14 protein-coding genes and 6 tRNA genes are annotated in these 15522 nt (G+C 43.0%); 18 read left to right on the forward strand and 2 right to left on the reverse strand.

Annotation, left to right across the window (positions count from 1 at the left end; all coding sequences use genetic code 11):
* The first annotated feature begins 80 nt into the window (after positions 1 to 80).
* Positions 81 to 707 (forward strand): uracil phosphoribosyltransferase, encoded by a 627-nt coding sequence (gene upp, locus L2730_RS15005; protein ID WP_020911961.1) that lies wholly within the window; start codon positions 81 to 83, stop codon positions 705 to 707.
* 99 nt (positions 708 to 806) lie between these two features.
* On the opposite strand, the gene L2730_RS15010 is transcribed toward upp, so the two are convergent.
* On the reverse strand, positions 807 to 2129 hold the full coding sequence (locus L2730_RS15010; RefSeq protein WP_248975336.1) for a Na+/H+ antiporter family protein: 1323 nt from the start codon (positions 2127 to 2129) through the stop codon (positions 807 to 809).
* 317 nt (positions 2130 to 2446) lie between these two features.
* Between L2730_RS15010 and L2730_RS15015 the strand changes: the two genes are divergently transcribed.
* Both L2730_RS15015 and L2730_RS15020 read left to right on the forward strand, forming a co-directional pair.
* Positions 2447 to 3052, forward strand: coding sequence for a peroxiredoxin (locus L2730_RS15015; RefSeq protein WP_248975337.1), 606 nt, complete (start codon positions 2447 to 2449; stop codon positions 3050 to 3052).
* Between the two features lie 289 nt (positions 3053 to 3341).
* Positions 3342 to 3779, forward strand: a complete 438-nt coding sequence (locus L2730_RS15020; RefSeq protein ID WP_248975338.1) for an acyltransferase — start codon at positions 3342 to 3344, stop codon at positions 3777 to 3779.
* A gap of 515 nt (positions 3780 to 4294) precedes the next feature.
* Here L2730_RS15020 and rnt read toward each other — a convergent pair.
* The gene (gene rnt, locus L2730_RS15025) at positions 4295 to 4981 is read right to left on the reverse strand and encodes a ribonuclease T (RefSeq protein ID WP_248975339.1); all 687 of its coding nucleotides are present in this window, start codon (positions 4979 to 4981) and stop codon (positions 4295 to 4297) included.
* A 140-nt stretch (positions 4982 to 5121) separates the two neighbouring features.
* On the opposite strand from rnt, the gene L2730_RS15030 reads away from it, so the two are divergent.
* The 15 genes from L2730_RS15030 (at position 5122) to L2730_RS15100 (ending at position 15077) form a co-directional block, all read left to right on the forward strand.
* Positions 5122 to 5991 (forward strand): flagellar protein MotY, encoded by an 870-nt coding sequence (locus L2730_RS15030; protein WP_248975350.1) that lies wholly within the window; start codon positions 5122 to 5124, stop codon positions 5989 to 5991.
* 634 nt (positions 5992 to 6625) lie between these two features.
* A complete protein-coding gene (locus L2730_RS15035) occupies positions 6626 to 8782 on the forward strand; it encodes a prolyl oligopeptidase family serine peptidase (RefSeq protein ID WP_248975340.1) in 2157 nt (718 codons plus the stop codon).
* 302 nt (positions 8783 to 9084) lie between these two features.
* Positions 9085 to 9483, forward strand: a complete 399-nt coding sequence (gene ybgC / locus L2730_RS15040; RefSeq protein ID WP_248975341.1) for a tol-pal system-associated acyl-CoA thioesterase — start codon at positions 9085 to 9087, stop codon at positions 9481 to 9483.
* A complete protein-coding gene (gene tolQ / locus L2730_RS15045) occupies positions 9473 to 10162 on the forward strand; it encodes a protein TolQ (protein WP_220736217.1) in 690 nt (229 codons plus the stop codon). The genes ybgC and tolQ overlap by 11 nt, the downstream gene beginning before the upstream one ends.
* Complete coding sequence (tolR, locus tag L2730_RS15050) at positions 10162 to 10599, forward strand: protein TolR (RefSeq protein ID WP_020911971.1); 438 nt, start codon at positions 10162 to 10164, stop codon at positions 10597 to 10599. Before tolQ ends, tolR begins: the two co-directional genes overlap by 1 nt.
* Complete coding sequence (gene tolA, locus L2730_RS15055) at positions 10599 to 11534, forward strand: cell envelope integrity protein TolA (protein WP_248975342.1); 936 nt, start codon at positions 10599 to 10601, stop codon at positions 11532 to 11534. Before tolR ends, tolA begins: the two co-directional genes overlap by 1 nt.
* Before the next feature lie 9 nt (positions 11535 to 11543).
* Positions 11544 to 12872 (forward strand): Tol-Pal system beta propeller repeat protein TolB, encoded by a 1329-nt coding sequence (gene tolB, locus L2730_RS15060; protein ID WP_248975343.1) that lies wholly within the window; start codon positions 11544 to 11546, stop codon positions 12870 to 12872.
* 23 nt (positions 12873 to 12895) lie between these two features.
* Positions 12896 to 13432, forward strand: a complete 537-nt coding sequence (gene pal / locus L2730_RS15065) for a peptidoglycan-associated lipoprotein Pal (RefSeq protein WP_020911974.1) — start codon at positions 12896 to 12898, stop codon at positions 13430 to 13432.
* 22 nt (positions 13433 to 13454) lie between these two features.
* The gene (ybgF, locus tag L2730_RS15070; RefSeq protein WP_248975344.1) at positions 13455 to 14177 is read left to right on the forward strand and encodes a tol-pal system protein YbgF; all 723 of its coding nucleotides are present in this window, start codon (positions 13455 to 13457) and stop codon (positions 14175 to 14177) included.
* Between the two features lie 194 nt (positions 14178 to 14371).
* Positions 14372 to 14447 (forward strand) — tRNA-Lys (locus L2730_RS15075).
* Positions 14448 to 14503: 56 nt separating this feature from the next.
* Positions 14504 to 14579 (forward strand) — tRNA-Lys (locus L2730_RS15080).
* A gap of 42 nt (positions 14580 to 14621) precedes the next feature.
* A tRNA-Lys gene (locus L2730_RS15085) sits at positions 14622 to 14697 on the forward strand.
* Positions 14698 to 14735: 38 nt separating this feature from the next.
* Positions 14736 to 14823: transfer RNA gene (locus L2730_RS15090), tRNA-OTHER, on the forward strand.
* A 59-nt stretch (positions 14824 to 14882) separates the two neighbouring features.
* A tRNA-Lys gene (locus L2730_RS15095) sits at positions 14883 to 14958 on the forward strand.
* Positions 14959 to 15001: 43 nt separating this feature from the next.
* Positions 15002 to 15077, forward strand: a tRNA-Lys gene (locus tag L2730_RS15100).
* Positions 15078 to 15522 lie beyond the last annotated feature (445 nt).

The raw sequence follows: 15522 nt of genomic DNA on the forward strand, positions 1-15522 counted from the left end.
TAAGTTTTCCTCTGCGAACAAATCTACTAGAATCGTTAAAATTTACCGTGAAAAATGCGTTAGAAAATCAGGAGATCAAGATGAAAGTCGTTGAAGTTAAGCACCCTTTAGTCCGTCATAAAATTGGATTAATGCGCGAAGGTGACGTAAGCACTAAGCGTTTTCGTGAGCTAGCGGCAGAAGTAGGAAGCCTACTGACGTATGAGGCAACAGCAGACTTCGAAACTGAGAAAGTCACTATTGAAGGCTGGAACGGTCCTGTAGAAGTTGAGCAAATCAAAGGTAAGAAAGTGACTGTGGTACCTATTCTTCGTGCAGGTCTTGGCATGATGGACGGTGTACTTGAGCATGTACCAAGTGCACGTATCTCAGTTGTCGGTATGTACCGCGACGAAGAAACTCTTGAGCCAGTACCATACTTTGAAAAATTGGCTAGCAACATGCCTGAGCGTATGGCACTCGTTGTTGACCCAATGTTGGCGACAGGTGGTTCAATGATTTCAACTATCGATCTGTTAAAAGACCGTGGCTGTACTTCAATTAAAGCTCTGGTATTAGTGGCGGCGCCAGAAGGTGTTGCAGCACTTGAAAAAGCTCACCCAGATGTTGAGCTATACACGGCTTCAATTGATGATTGCTTGAACGAGCAAGGTTACATCTTACCGGGTCTTGGTGACGCCGGTGATAAGATCTTCGGTACTAAATAATCCATCAATTATGTATTTTGAGGCAATGAACTGACTCAAAATACAAACATTAAAAAAGGAGCCGATTGGCTCCTTTTTGTTGTTAAATCATTCTATAACCTAGAGCACCATTGCTGCAATCCAACCAAACCCTAGCAACGGAATGTTGTAGTGAATAAACGTTGGGATAACGCTGTCTCTAATATGGTCGTGCTGACCATCGGCATTTAGACCTGCTGTTGGTCCTAATGTAGAATCAGAAGCAGGTGAGCCTGCATCACCCAGTGCTGCTGCTGTGCCAACAAGGGCAATTGTTGCAGCAACTGAGAAACCAAAGGTCAGTGCGAGTGGCACGTAAATCGTGGCGATAATCGGAATAGTCGAGAACGACGAGCCGATCCCCATGGTAATAAACAAGCCTACTAATAACATTAAGAAAGCCGCTAACGCTTTATTGTCACCAATAATATCAGCTAATGAGCTAACCAAAGTGCTGACGTCACCGGTTTCTTTCACAACGGCAGCAAAGCCTGCGGCCGAGATCATGATAAAACCAATGTTGGCCATCATGCGCACGCCTTGGTTAAACACATCTTGGTCGGCTACATGCTTTAATGCACCAGAGAAGCTAAAGATAATAAAACCAATCAAGGCACCAAAAATCATCGAACCAGTATAAAGTTGAGTTGCAAGAGTGGCGATTACCGCGACAACGGCAATGGCAATATTGCGAGGGTTAACGCCTTCATCTTCTGGTTCAGCAGTAAGAATAAGCTCCTCTTTGTACTCTCGAGGTTTACGGTATGAGATAAACACTGCCACCAATAAGCCACAAATCATACCGAGGGCTGGCAATAACATCGCCTGAGGGATCTGCGAACGTACCGCTTCAAGGCCATTGGTATTAAGGTTAGCAAGCAAAATGTCGTTGAGGAAAATGCCGCCAAAACCAACAGGTAAAATCATATAAGTGGTGACTAGACCAAAGGTCAGCACACAGGCCACTAATCGTCTATCGAGCGATAGTTTAGACATTACATGCAATAAAGGTGGGATCAAGATTGGGATAAACGCAATATGAATGGGTAGCAAGTTCTGTGATGAAACAGCCATTGCCAAAATAGACAATAGTAAGATCCAACGAACACGATTGTAGTTGGCTTTAGATTGCTCTCCGCCTAAGGCACCAATGACTTTGCGTGAAATCAAGGTGGTTAAGCCTGAATGGGACAAGGCAACGGCAAAGGCACCCAGTAAGGCATAGCTCAGTGCAATTTGCGCACCGCCACCCAAACCAGTATTAAAAGCATCTACAGTGTGTTGTAGATCCATGCCGCCAACCAAACCAGCAACCAGTGCGCTAATGGTAAGAGCAATAACAACGTTCACTCGTGCTAGGCTCAACCCCAGCATCAGGCAAACGGCAATAACGACTGCGTTCATAATAAGCTTTATCTTTTTCTTATATTCAAAGTTGCTACTATTTTTGCCTGTTAACCAGCGTGATGTCCAGCGTCAAAGGGTGATATATTGATTTGGATGCGAGTTGTGAACTGAGTGTAGGGCTAATTGCTGTGAAAGTGTGAATACCACCACGGCTTTTGTGGACTTGGTGGCTGCATAATGGCCAGTTAACAGAATTAATATTTAAAAAAGTGATATTGCTCTCAAATAGCTTGTATGAAGTCAAACACTGCCTATAATGCCTTTAGATTTAAAACGAAAAAGCGTTTTTAGCAATCCATAGATGGAGAAATAAAATGAGTGTATTAGTAGGCCGTCCGGCTCCTGATTTTACTGCAGCTGCGGTACTTGGTAATGGTGAAATTGTAGATACCTTTAACCTTTCTGAAGCGATCAAGGGTAAGCCAACCGTCGTATTCTTCTACCCACTAGACTTTACATTTGTATGTCCTTCAGAGTTGATCGCATTCGATCACCGCATGGACGAGTTCAAGAAGCGTGGCGTTGAAGTTATCGGTGTTTCTATCGATTCTCAGTTTACACACAACGCATGGCGTAACACTCCAGTAGACAAAGGCGGTATTGGCCAAGTTCAATACACTCTTGTTGCTGACGTTAAGCATGAAATCTGTAAAGCATACGACGTAGAGCATCCAGAAGCTGGTGTTGCTTTCCGTGGTTCTTTCCTAATCGACAAAGAAGGTCAAGTTCGTCACCAAGTGGTTAACGATCTTCCGCTAGGTCGTAACGTTGACGAGATGCTACGCATGATCGACGCACTGCAGTTCCACGAAGAGCACGGTGATGTTTGTCCTGCTGGTTGGGAAAAAGGCGACAAGGGTATGGACGCATCTACAGAAGGTGTTGCTTCTTACCTAAGCGATAATGCAGACCAGCTTTAATCGCTGCGTTTAGCTATTAGTTGTTTGAAAGCCGCGTTTAAACGCGGCTTTTTTGTGTCTGTGATTTGAGTTCATTGGTTGGCTATCTCTCAGGGGACCTGCAAAATGTCTAACTGAATTGAATAAGTGAGTGTTCTGTTTCTAACAAATACGTTAATTTTGACCTTCAATAAAGATACTACTAATTTACAGTAATACAGTAGCAGTGTTAGCTTGTATGATAAGCACTTAGTTGCGAATAACATGATCAAGTGACTAATGAATAAATTATTAGGAAAATAAGGTTGGCATGCATAGAGCGATTACACTATCAGAGTACGTAAAAAAACGTAATGGCGTGGCTCTTGGCGAACCAGGCTCAATGGTTAATATGCTGAAACGTTCGTTAGGTGCGGGGTCGTTCTATCTATTTTGGCAGTATTGGAACCCAATTTGGGGTTACTATCTTTCGCGCAACATAATGAAGCCATTAAGCGAACAGTTGCCTCTATGGTTAGCCATTATTTTAACTTTCGCTGTGAGCGGAGCCTTGCACGATTTAGCGATAACCTTGGTTAAGTGGCAATTAACGTTCTTTTTTACACCATGGTTTTCCTTAATGGGTATTATTGTTTTAGTTACAAAAAAGTTTGCTATTTCATACGGTGAGCATCATTGGCTGATTCGAGCATTGATAAATTTATCACTGATTGCAGTAAGTTTAGTTTTAACTCGTCAATATGTTTAACCGTAACTGGAGACGATTGTATTAATAGTCAACTCGGTTTCGTTTCAGCAAACAGCTATCAACCGCCTAAATGGACTTTAAAGGACTGAGTTAGCTTATGAGTAAATTAAACCAATTCACCCTTTTATGAAGTATTGTGATACCAATAATCATACTCTCTGTGGGATTAGAGCTTTCCGAATTGACGATTATACTGTGGCCAATGATGGTTGGCTTAATTGCTTTGGATGGCAAAATCAGCGGGGTTAGCGATTACATTTATATCGGCTTCATGATTTTACTGAATGTGCCAATGTATTTTCTTATGGTAAATTTGCTCGGTGCTATCTACCAAAAGTGTCGCCATTCAGCCCTGTAGCAAGTTTATGAGAGTGGTGGAGCTTAAGACAATTTAGTTCAGTAGCGAAGTTCACTCTGTTCTATATAAAAGCTATTTATTCCTCTAAATTTCAATTACAAAAAAACCGCATTGATAGCGGCTTTTTTGAATCTAGTATTACAAGCGAACCTTACGATTAATCTTCAGGTTTAACTTCGATTTCCGCTAGTTCTTCTGACTCTGACTCATCAGCAATGTATGGCCAGCCGCCGAGTGACTTCCAGCGGTTTACGATTAGGCAGAACAGCTCTGCGGTACGCTCGGTGTCATACAAGGCTGAATGGGCTTCGCGGTTATCAAATGGAATGCCAGCCATTGCACAGGCTTTCGCTAACACCGTTTGGCCGATAGCAAGGCCAGCAAGTGCGGCAGTATCAAAGGTGGCGAAAGGGTGGAATGGTGTGCGCTTTAGGCCATTACGCTCGATGGCTTCGCTGACAAAGCCGTGATCGAAGGCGGCGTTGTGCGCCACAATAATACTGCGATGACATTCAGAAGCTTTTTGTGCTTTTTTGACCTCTTTGAAGATCTCTAAAAAGGCTTCTTTTTCGCTGACTGCGCCGCGTAGTGGGTTAGTAGGATCAATACCATTAAACGCTAAAGCTTCAGGCTCAAGATTTGCACCTTCAAAAGGTTCGATATGATAATGCAGTGTCTTGTCTAATTGAAGCACACCATCATCATCCATCTTTAACATCGTGACTGCAATTTCTAGTAGCGCGTCGGTTTTTGAATTGAACCCGGCTGTTTCAACATCGATAACCACTGGGAAATAGCCTCTGAAGCGGTTTTTCAATTTGTTGTGGTCGAAAGTGTCAGTCATTAAATTATCCAAAAAGTTAGCAGGTGCCTATTATGGGGCAACTGAGAATGACTGTCATGTTCGTTTGCTCGTTTTATAAGCTAAAGAAAGATAAATCTTTGCCGATAGAGAGAAGTGACCCAATTATGGAGAGTGGTTTTATGCGGCTTAGCGTTCTTTTTGCATCATTATTATGCTTACCTTTTTTTGCTAATGCGGATCTCAAACAATATGTAGCTTCTTTAGAAGAGTCCCAGTGGCGCGTGAGCGGTAATAATCCTGTTATGTGCCGCTTGGAGCATGATATTCCCTCTTATGGTAAAGCGGTGTTTACCAGTATTGCAGGTAAGAACCATAACCTTAATTTCACTCTTGATATGTGGGTTAAGCCTGATCAAGTCACTCAAGCTAAATTGATGAGTATGGCACCAGCTTGGCGACCAGGTGTTGTCTCTAAAGAGATCACTGAGCTGACTTATCAAAAGTACTTTAGTGGCGAAGTGCCGCGTAATGCAGCATGGTCGATGCTTGCTGAACTTGAAAGTGGTATGCAACCGACCTTTTATTATGCCGATTGGTATAACCAAAGCAACAAAATCGCCGTAGGCCTATCGGCAGTTAACTTCAGGCGCCAATACGCGCAGTTTAAATCGTGCTTAGCGTCGCTCTTACCATATTCATTCGAAGATATCGCCTTTACGGTACTCACCTATGAATCGGGTGGCACTGAACTGACACGTTACGCCAAAGCACAGATAAATAAAGTGCAAGAGTATCTGGCTTACGATCAGAACGTAGATTTAGTATTGATTGATGCTTATACCGATAGTTATGGTGGCCGCAGCGCTAATGAACGTGTGTCTGTTCAGCGCGCCGACAGTGTTAAAGAGCTGTTTGTGGCAAGTGGTATTCCACAGAGTCGTATCCATACTATGGGGCACGGTGAACGACGGCATGTTGCGTCAAATCAAACCATTGATGAGCGAGCACGAAACCGTCGCGTGGTGATTAGAATAAGTAAGCCGCTGTAAACCAGCATTAGTTGCACCATTTATTTGAGCCCTGTTTTTAGCGCAGGGCTTTTTTATATCTTAGGCGTTTTGCGCTGCAGCAGTAAAATTTAGATAAAAAAAAGCCCGCTTACATAAGTAAGCGGGCTGCAAAAATATTTGATTTGCAATCAACAAATTGAAGGAAGGAAGTCAAGCTAAGAACCAGGGATGAAACTTCCGTGGATAACCACCAAAGTTTAAGAGTTCTTTGTTTCCAAATCTGCCAGGCAGACACTTCCTGAAAACGAGACGAATTATAGAGCCAGCTTTGATTACTGACAAACTAGAATAATTTTATATATAGATTAGTTTTGCTAATGCATGAAAAAGCTGAGTTTGCTGGTTTTAGCAGCCTATTAGCGTATTTGTGAGTCCTTAATCACGTTTTTTGCATAATTTCACTTAATATATAATTAATCTATGTTACTAAATTATTAATGGCTGTTCAGTGGCATAAGCGAAACTAAGGCGACAACAAAATTTTGCGCTGGTTTTTTTTAATTTGTATAGTGCATTTTGAAAATGGCTATTTATGCCAGCTTAATAAAAAAGCCTACCTAGTAAACATTGCTGTTTGGTGCAACTACGGATAGGTGAATCAGGGATACAAACCATGCGAATTAATACTTTATTAGCTAAAAAGCCGTTATTGGCTATTGGCTTTAGCTTAGCGTTAGCAGGTTGCCAGACGCAATCTGTTGACGAATCTACAGCTGACACCCTTATACAAAACCAAGACAGCGTCGTTGAAACACTCCATGGCGTTCAGGTTGCAGATCCATATCGCTATTTAGAAGTTGAGTCAGACAAGACTCATCAATGGGTGAAGCAACAACAGCAAGAGGGGAAAGCCTATTTATCAGCCATCGAAAATAAGCAAGCGATTGTAGACCGGATTACAGAGTTGTGGAACTTTGAAAAGATTTCTGCACCGAATGAAAAGGGTAGTAATACTTTTTATTATCGCAACAACGGCCTACAAGCACAGTCTGTTCTGTTTGTTAAAGATGCCTCTGGTAATGAAAAGGTGTTGCTCGACCCAAATACATTCTCATCAGACGGAACCATCGCTCTGTCTGGTACATCGGTGAGTGACGACGGTAAAACATTGGCCTATGGCGTGTCGAAGTCAGGGTCGGATTGGCAGACATGGCATTTTGTCGATATTGCTAGCGGCAAGAAGCTTAGCGATCAATTAGATTGGATCAAATTCTCTAGCGCGGTTTGGAATAGCGATAACACTGGCGTGTATTACGCCCGCTATGATGCGCCTGAAGGTGGTAACGCCCTTGCTGACGTTAACTTTAACCAAAAAGTATACTTCCATAAAATCGGCAGTGAGCAATCACAAGACAAGCTGGTTTACGAAAGACCACAAAACAAAGATTGGGGTTTTGGTATTGAAGTAACGGATAAAGGAGACTATTTACTGCTTTATATCTCTCAAGGTACCGACAGTCGTAATCGCTTCTTCTATAAGTCGCTTAAACAACCACAAGCAGAAGTGGTTGAACTTATTCCTGATCTAGAAGCGGAATACAGCTTCATTGGCAACGACAAGTCAACTTTCTATTTTAAGACTGACTATCACGCACCTAATGGTAAAGTGATTGCGATTGATGTGAATAACAGCGCGAAGGACAATTGGAAGACGATTATTCCTGAGCTTAAAGACCCTATCAGTAATATTGCGATAGTTAATGATCATATTGTCGTTAGCTACTTGCATGATGTTCTGGGTAAGTTAACTATTTACAGCATGAATGGCGATAAGCGCCAAGACGTAAAACTGCCAGGAAAAGGTAAGGTAGCAGGCCCTTATGGTAAGCGCAGCAAAGACTACTTCTACTACGTCTTTAATAGCTACACTCAGCCACAAACGACCTATAAGTTTGATTTTAAGACGGGCGAGTCAACACTTTACTCAAAGCCTACCGTATCATTTGATCCTGACAACTACACTTCTGAGCAGGTCTTTTATACCAGTAAAGATGGTACAAAAGTGCCGATGATGATCTCTTACAAGAAAGGCATGAAGAAAGACGGTAATAACCCAGCTCTTTTATACGCTTATGGTGGCTTTGCGATTTCATTAACCCCACGCTTTAGTCCTGCCAATATAGCTTGGATGGATATGGGCGGTGTTTATGCGGTGCCAAACCTGCGAGGCGGCGCTGAATATGGCGAAAGCTGGCATCAAGCGGGTATGTTCGATAAAAAGCAGAATGTATTTGATGACTATTATGCTGCTGCTGAATACTTAATCGACCAGAACTACACTAATAGCACAAAGCTTGGTGCTTATGGTCGTAGTAACGGTGGCCTATTAATGGGTGCAGCGTTAACTCAGCGTCCTGAACTATTTGCCGCTGTGTTGCCTGCGGTAGGCGTACTGGATATGCTTAGGTTCCAAAAGTTCACCATTGGTTGGGCATGGACGAGTGAGTATGGCAGTGCCGATAACGCAGAGCAGTTCCCTGCATTATATGCATACTCGCCGTACCACAATGTTAAAGCTCAATCTTATCCCGCTACTATGGTAATGACAGCTGATCATGATGACAGAGTTGTACCGCTGCATAGTTTTAAGTTTGGTGCCATGATGCAAGAGAAGCAGCAAGGTGACGCGCCAGTGATTATGCGTATAGAATCAAAAGCGGGTCACGGTGCAGGTAAACCGACAGCGATGAAGATTGATGAGTTTGCCGATATTTATAGTTTCCTATGGCACAACTTTGGCTTAAAAGTGCCAGCTGAAATCGCGCAATAGAGTATAGATTACGCTAAATAAAAAGGGCAGCTAAGCTGCCTTTTTTGTGCTCTAAATATGCAGTGAGTCAGCAACGCACTCATTAGACTAATATCACTCAACCAATGCCCATTTGAAGCCAGTCCATGCCCGCTAAGTGTGCATTTTTAACTCTTTTAAGCGCAGATCTAATAATCCCTTAAGATTATTAACAAAATTTTATGGAGATGGCTAAGGCTTATCACATATCGCCATTCACAATTGCATATTCGCTAGGTATAGTAGGCCTCTTATTTTGTCTCATTAATTGGCGATCTTATTTTATGTTTCGTTGGCCTATTTCCGTTTATTACGAAGATACTGATGCCGGTGGTGTAGTTTACCACTCAAATTATTTGAAGTTTTTTGAGCGCGCTCGAACGGAGTGGTTAAGGTCAATGGGCGTCAGTCAAACAGCACTACTTGCTGATGATATTGCCTTTGTTGTGAAGCACGCCACACTTGATTTTTGTAAAGCGGCACGTTTTGAACAGAACCTTATGGTAGAAACCGAGGTCATACAACTTAAGAAAGCGTCGTTGACATTTAAACAGCGTTTAATTGATGAGCAGGGCGTTACGTATTGCGAGGCAGATATATTAGTAGCCTGTATCGCATTATCGCGTATGAGACCCAAAGCCATTCCCCTAAATATTGCCCAGGAGTTTAACGGTGGAAGCTGATATTTCGTTTATTGGATTATTTTTACAAGCAAGTCTTTTAGTTAAGTTTGTTATGCTGACCTTGCTTAGTTTGTCTATTGCTTCTTGGGCGGTGATCCTTCAACGCCGTAAATTATTAACTGCAGCAAAAACTGAAGCACTTAAATTTGAAGATAAGTTTTGGTCTGGTGTTGATCTCAACAAACTTTATCAAGAACTATCGGCACGGCAAGATCGCAATGCTGGCCTTGAAGCGCTGTTTGTAACTGGTTTTAAAGAGTATGCCAGACTCAATAAGCTCAATGGCCGTGTACCTGAAGCCGTGATGGATGGCAGTTACCGTGCAATGCGTGTGTCACTTTCAAGAGAACTCGAAAAACTCGAAACGCATTTACCACTGTTGGCCACCATTGGTTCAACCAGCCCGTATATAGGTTTGTTTGGGACTGTATGGGGGATCATGAACTCCTTTATCGCTTTAGGCGCAGTTGAAAATGCTACATTAGCGATGGTAGCGCCAGGTATTGCTGAAGCATTGATTGCAACTGCAATGGGTCTATTTGCGGCTATTCCTGCTGTTATCGCCTACAACCGCTTCTCGACTCAAGTTGAAAAGATAGAGATGTCCTACGCTAACTTTATGGAAGAGTTCTCTAGCATCTTGCACCGCCAAGCATATAGCGAGAAGGAACAGGCATAATGCATCAAGGCTACCAAAGGAAGCGCCGTCGCCCGGTTGCTGAAATTAATGTGGTGCCCTATATCGATGTGATGTTGGTACTGTTGATTATTTTCATGGTGACAGCGCCAATTGTCACTCAAGGCGTTAAGGTCGATCTACCTCAAGGTGCAGCGGAGTCATTGCCTGCTGATAGTAAACCACCGGTTGTGGCTTCAATTGATGCCATGGGAGAGTACTATTTAGATGTAGGTAGTTCGAGCACCAAAGAGGTACTTGAACTGGACGAAGTCGCGATTAGGGTTGGGGCGATTATTCAATTAGAGCCTGAACGTCCTGTGGTCGTTAAAGCCGACCGTTCAATCCCCTATGAGAAAGTGATTCAGTTAATGGTGACGCTGCAAGGCGCGGGCGTACCGTCTGTTGGACTAATGACCGATTCGCCGGAGGATAAGTAGTGGCGGCTAAATCAGAATTAACCATTCCAGTGTCAATTTCAGCTGGAATTCATATTGGCGTGATAGTTATCTTAGCGCTAGGCGTTGATTTTTCAGAAAAACCCAAGCCACAACCTCAAGCAAGCGCGCCAGCTGTACAAGCGGTAGTCGTTGATCAGCAAAAAGTGGCAGAACACGTTGAAAAGCTAAAAGCACAGAAGCGAGAAGCGGAGCGCAAAGAGAAAGCGCGCCAAGATGATGCTGATAGACGTGTCCGTGAAGCGCGTAAAGAGCGCGAGCGTGAACAGAATCGTATTAAAAAGCTTGAGCAAGAGCGAAAGCAAAAAGAGATTGAAACTAAAAATGCAAACGATGCGGCTAAGGCTGCGCAGTTAAAGCAGAAGCAGGAAAAAGAGAAAGCCGCTAAGGCTGAAGCTGCTCGTAAGCAAAAAGAAAAAGAGCGCCAAGCCTCAGAAGCTGCAGCTAAAAAAGCAGCAGATAAGCGTAAAGCAGAGGAGGCCGCTGCTCTAAAAGCTGAAAATGAACGTAAGCGCAAAGCAGAAGCTGAACGTAAACGCAAAGCCGAAGAGCAAGCTCGGCGTGAGCAAGAGCGGATGATGCAAGAGGCTTTAGCTGCCGAGCAAGCAGCGCTTTCACAAACTCGTAATAAGCAGGTAATGAGCGAAGTTCAGCGTTATACCTCTATGATCAGAGCGACCATTCAGCGTAACTTAGTTGTTGATGAATCAATGCGAGGTAAAAGCTGTCGAGTCTTTATCCGCTTAGCAAATGATGGCTTTGTGACTGCGAGTAAAATCTTGGATGGCGATAGCGTAGTATGTCGAGCGACTAAAGCAGCGATTAATAAAGCTGGACGTCTACCTGTTTCGAATGAGCCAGATGTATATAACAAGCTAAAAGAAATTAATTTAACAGTTCAACCCGAGTTCAATTAAAGGAATCACATGAAGATTTTGGGGAAATGGTTACTCGCTAGCCTACTTATTTGCAGTATGCCTGCAAAAGCTGCATTGGATATTGTGATCACCGAAGGTGTTGATGCTGCAAGACCTATTGCCGTTGTGCCTTTTGTTTGGCAAGGCACGGGTCCCATGCCGTCGCAAATATCGGATGTGGTAATGTCTGATCTTGCTCGCAGCGGCACATTTAGCCCATCAGATGAGCTAAGCTTGCCGCAACGTAATATCAGTACCTTGGCTCAATTTGATGCGAAAGCGTGGATGGCGCAGCCTGCAGAAGCTGTAGTGATGGGCTCGATTAAACCTTATGGTGCAGATAAATACCTAGTTAGCTTTCAGTTAATTGATTTAGTTAAGGCGCAGTTACAGTCGGATGCAGGACCACAGGCGGCTAACGATTTAGTGATTGATAGCCGTGAGACTGTCATTAGTGCCGCTCAGTTTCGTCAGTACGGTCACCGTATTAGTGATGTGGTTTATGAAAAATTAACCGGCATTCGCGGTGCTTTTCTTACTCGTATAGCTTATGTAGTTGTTAAGCATGGCGAAAAATCACCATATCAGTTGATGATCTCTGATTACGATGGCTATAACGAACAGATGTTATTACGCTCTCCTGAGCCATTGATGTCGCCATCATGGTCGCCAGACGGGCAGCAACTTGCTTACGTTAGTTTTGAAAACCGTAAAGCAGAAGTGTTTGTTCAGAATATTTATACTCAGGCACGTAAGAAAGTCACTAGTTTTAATGGTATAAATGGTGCGCCGGTATTTTCACCTGATGGTAAAAAACTGGCAGTGACGCTTTCTAAAGACGGTCAACCAGACATTTACGTGGTTGATATCGCCACTGGTGCATTAAAACGCGTGACGAATCATTATTCCATCGATACCGAGCCGTCTTGGTTCCCGGACGGTAAGTCTTTATTACTTACCTCTGAACGTGGCGGACGCCCGCAGCTGTATCGTGTGTTTTTGGACTCAGGTAAAATTTCTCGCTTAACCTTTGAAGGCGAGTGGAACTTAGGTGGGTCAATCGCACCCGATGGACGCAGTATAGTTTTTGTAAATCGTACTAATGGTAAATTCAATATCGCAAGAATGGACCTTGAAACACGATTTATGCAGGTTTTGACGAGTACTAGACTCGACGAATCTCCAAGCCTAGCACCAAATGGTACTATGGTTATTTACGGAACAACGTACCAAGGTAAACAGGTATTAGCGGCGGTTTCTATGGATGGACGATTTAAGGCCAGATTACCCGTCGGTCAAGGTGAAGTGAAATCACCTTCTTGGTCACCATTTCTCTAACTATAAAGATTAAGGATTTTAAAATGGATCTGAATAAGCTATTTAAAGCCATGTTAGTCGTACTTCCTATTATGGCTATCAGTGCCTGTAGCTCGACTTCTGAGTCTGAAACAGATGCAACTAGCTCTACTGAATCATCTACAACGGGTTCTGCTAATAATGGCGTTGAAACTGGTGGTGTTGCACCAGTACTAACCCCTGCAGAGCAGCAACAACTTAAGTTTCAAGAGCTAAGAAAAGAACACATCATCTATTTTGATTTTGATCGCAGTTCAGTTTCTCAGCAATTTGCTGAAGTGTTAGAAGCTCATGGTGACTATCTTGTAGAACACCCAAATGTTCGCGTGATGATTGAAGGTCATGCGGATGAGCGTGGCACGCCAGAGTACAACATCGCATTGGGCGAACGACGCGCTAAAGCCGTTGCTAAGTACCTTCAAGGTATGGGTGTACAGCCTAGCCAGATGAGCGTTGTAAGCTATGGTGAAGAGAAGCCAATGGATCTATCTCGCACTGATGATGGTTTTGCTAAAAACCGTCGTGCAGTACTTGTATACTAATTTTAGGTAAAAGGTTTACCCTATGAAATACGCCGTGATATCAGCGGCAATCATCCTGGCAGGTGCAGCGCATGCTGCACCTGCTCCTGTTGAGGATGTTGCTGGTGGCTCTTCAGACGACAGAGTGGCTCGTCTAGAGCGAATTGTAAAAGCAAAACAGCAAACTGAATTTGCTATGCAACAGCGCTTAGAAGCGTTGCAGCAAGAAGTCCTCGATTTGCGTGGATTAAGTGAACAACAGTCTTATCAAATAGAGCAGATGCTACAAAGGCAGCGTCAGCTCTATGAAGATATTGCTAATATCTCAAGTAAGCCTGCAGTACCTGTGAGTGCAGCAAGTAGCAATAGTACCACGACGACAAGTTCAACATTGGGCGAAACTGCCAGTTATGAACAAGCTGTAAACTTAGTGCTTAAAGAGAAGAAGTACGAAGCGGCTATTCCCGCTTTTGCTCAGTTTATCAAAAATTATCCTGATTCAAGCTACGCGCCTAATGCCAATTACTGGTTAGGACAGCTACTCTATAATAAGAGTGAGTTTGTTGGAGCAACTAAAGCTTTTACTACCGTTGTTGATAAATTCAAGGATTCAGGTAAGCGTGGCGAGAGTTTAGTCAAGCTTGGTATGATTTCAGAAAAGACTGGTGATAAAGCCAAAGCTAAAGCTTATTACCAAAAAGTTGTGAAGGAGTATGCTAATAGCGCAGCTGCCCGTATTGCACAGCAGCAACTTTCAGCACTTTGATTGCGATTTATTCAAAAAACAATCTCTTAGACTGTTTTTCATGCAAACGATGAAAAATGGGAAATTTGCACTTGCATGAGCAAATGAAAAAGGTATTATAGGCGCCCTCAGAGAGACAGAGTCTTTCGGAGGGTATCTAAACGAATTATTTAGTCTGACTAAATAAAACGAAATTGATACTAGCAAAACCAGATGGGTCGTTAGCTCAGTTGGTAGAGCAGTTGGCTTTTAACCAATTGGTCGAAGGTTCGAATCCTTCACGACCCACCACTTCTGAGGTGGATTTGTTTTCAAACAAATGAAATCAGAAAATGTAATACCAGTAAGGGCTGTTAGCTCAGTTGGTAGAGCAGTTGGCTTTTAACCAATTGGTCGAAGGTTCGAATCCTTCACAGCCCACCACTTATTCTACAGGTGGTTAAACAAGTAGAGGCAAAACCAGATGGGTCGTTAGCTCAGTTGGTAGAGCAGTTGGCTTTTAACCAATTGGTCGAAGGTTCGAATCCTTCACGACCCACCACTTCTCCTGGTGGTAAAAATGGAGAAGGTAGAGATAGGTTAGTTCAGTTGATGCTTTGAATAAGAGCACAGTTGGCTTTACTCTTAACTACCATATTGGTCGAAGGTTCGAATCCTTCACGAGCCACTACTTCTGAGGTGGATTTGTTTTCAAGCAAATGAAATCAGAAAATGTAATACCAGTAAGGGCTGTTAGCTCAGTTGGTAGAGCAGTTGGCTTTTAACCAATTGGTCGAAGGTTCGAATCCTTCACAGCCCACCACTTATTCTACAGGTGGAAAAACAAGTAGAAGTATCACCAAGATGGGTCGTTAGCTCAGTTGGTAGAGCAGTTGGCTTTTAACCAATTGGTCGAAGGTTCGAATCCTTCACGACCCACCACTTCTTATAAATTTTGAAACACTCCCTTAGATAGAATCTTTGCAATAACAATTCATAACGTCAGCTTAGTTTTGTCTATTTGAGTAGAATGGCAGTTGGCTTTTAACCAATCGGTCGAAGGTTCGAATCCTTCACGACCCACCACTTCTTATAGATTTTGAAACACTCCCTTAGATAGAGTCTTTGCAATAACAATTCATAACGTCAGCTCAGTTTTGTCCATTTGAGTAGAATGGCAGTTGGCTTGCTCTTTTTTACAAGCAATTGGTCGAAGGTTCGAATCCTTCACGACCCACCACTTCTTATAGATTTAGAAACACTCCCTTAGATAGAATCTTTGCAATAACAATTCATAACGTCAGCTCAGTTTTGTCCATTTGAGTAGAATGGCAGTTGGCTTGCTCTTTTTTACAAGCAATTGGTCGAAGGTTCGAATCCTTCACGA

Origin of the sequence: Shewanella kaireitica (assembly GCF_023284045.1) — a bacterium.
Taxonomy (GTDB): Bacteria; Pseudomonadota; Gammaproteobacteria; order Enterobacterales; family Shewanellaceae; genus Shewanella; species Shewanella kaireitica.

Bases quoted from the DNA above. Each gene is read 5' to 3' on its own strand.
- upp (WP_020911961.1), top strand. From the start codon at position 81: ATGAAAGTCGTTGAAGTTAAGCACCCTTTAGTCCGTCATAAAATTGGA.
- tolB (WP_248975343.1), top strand. From the start codon at position 11,544: ATGAAGATTTTGGGGAAATGGTTACTCGCTAGCCTACTTATTTGCAGT.
- L2730_RS15015 (WP_248975337.1), top strand. From the start codon at position 2,447: ATGAGTGTATTAGTAGGCCGTCCGGCTCCTGATTTTACTGCAGCTGCG.
- pal (WP_020911974.1), top strand. From the start codon at position 12,896: ATGGATCTGAATAAGCTATTTAAAGCCATGTTAGTCGTACTTCCTATT.
- ybgF (WP_248975344.1), top strand. From the start codon at position 13,455: ATGAAATACGCCGTGATATCAGCGGCAATCATCCTGGCAGGTGCAGCG.
- L2730_RS15020 (WP_248975338.1), top strand. From the start codon at position 3,342: ATGCATAGAGCGATTACACTATCAGAGTACGTAAAAAAACGTAATGGC.
- L2730_RS15035 (WP_248975340.1), top strand. From the start codon at position 6,626: ATGCGAATTAATACTTTATTAGCTAAAAAGCCGTTATTGGCTATTGGC.
- rnt (WP_248975339.1), bottom strand. From the start codon at position 4,981: ATGACTGACACTTTCGACCACAACAAATTGAAAAACCGCTTCAGAGGC.
- L2730_RS15010 (WP_248975336.1), bottom strand. From the start codon at position 2,129: ATGAACGCAGTCGTTATTGCCGTTTGCCTGATGCTGGGGTTGAGCCTA.
- tolR (WP_020911971.1), top strand. From the start codon at position 10,162: ATGCATCAAGGCTACCAAAGGAAGCGCCGTCGCCCGGTTGCTGAAATT.
- ybgC (WP_248975341.1), top strand. From the start codon at position 9,085: ATGTTTCGTTGGCCTATTTCCGTTTATTACGAAGATACTGATGCCGGT.
- L2730_RS15030 (WP_248975350.1), top strand. From the start codon at position 5,122: ATGCGGCTTAGCGTTCTTTTTGCATCATTATTATGCTTACCTTTTTTT.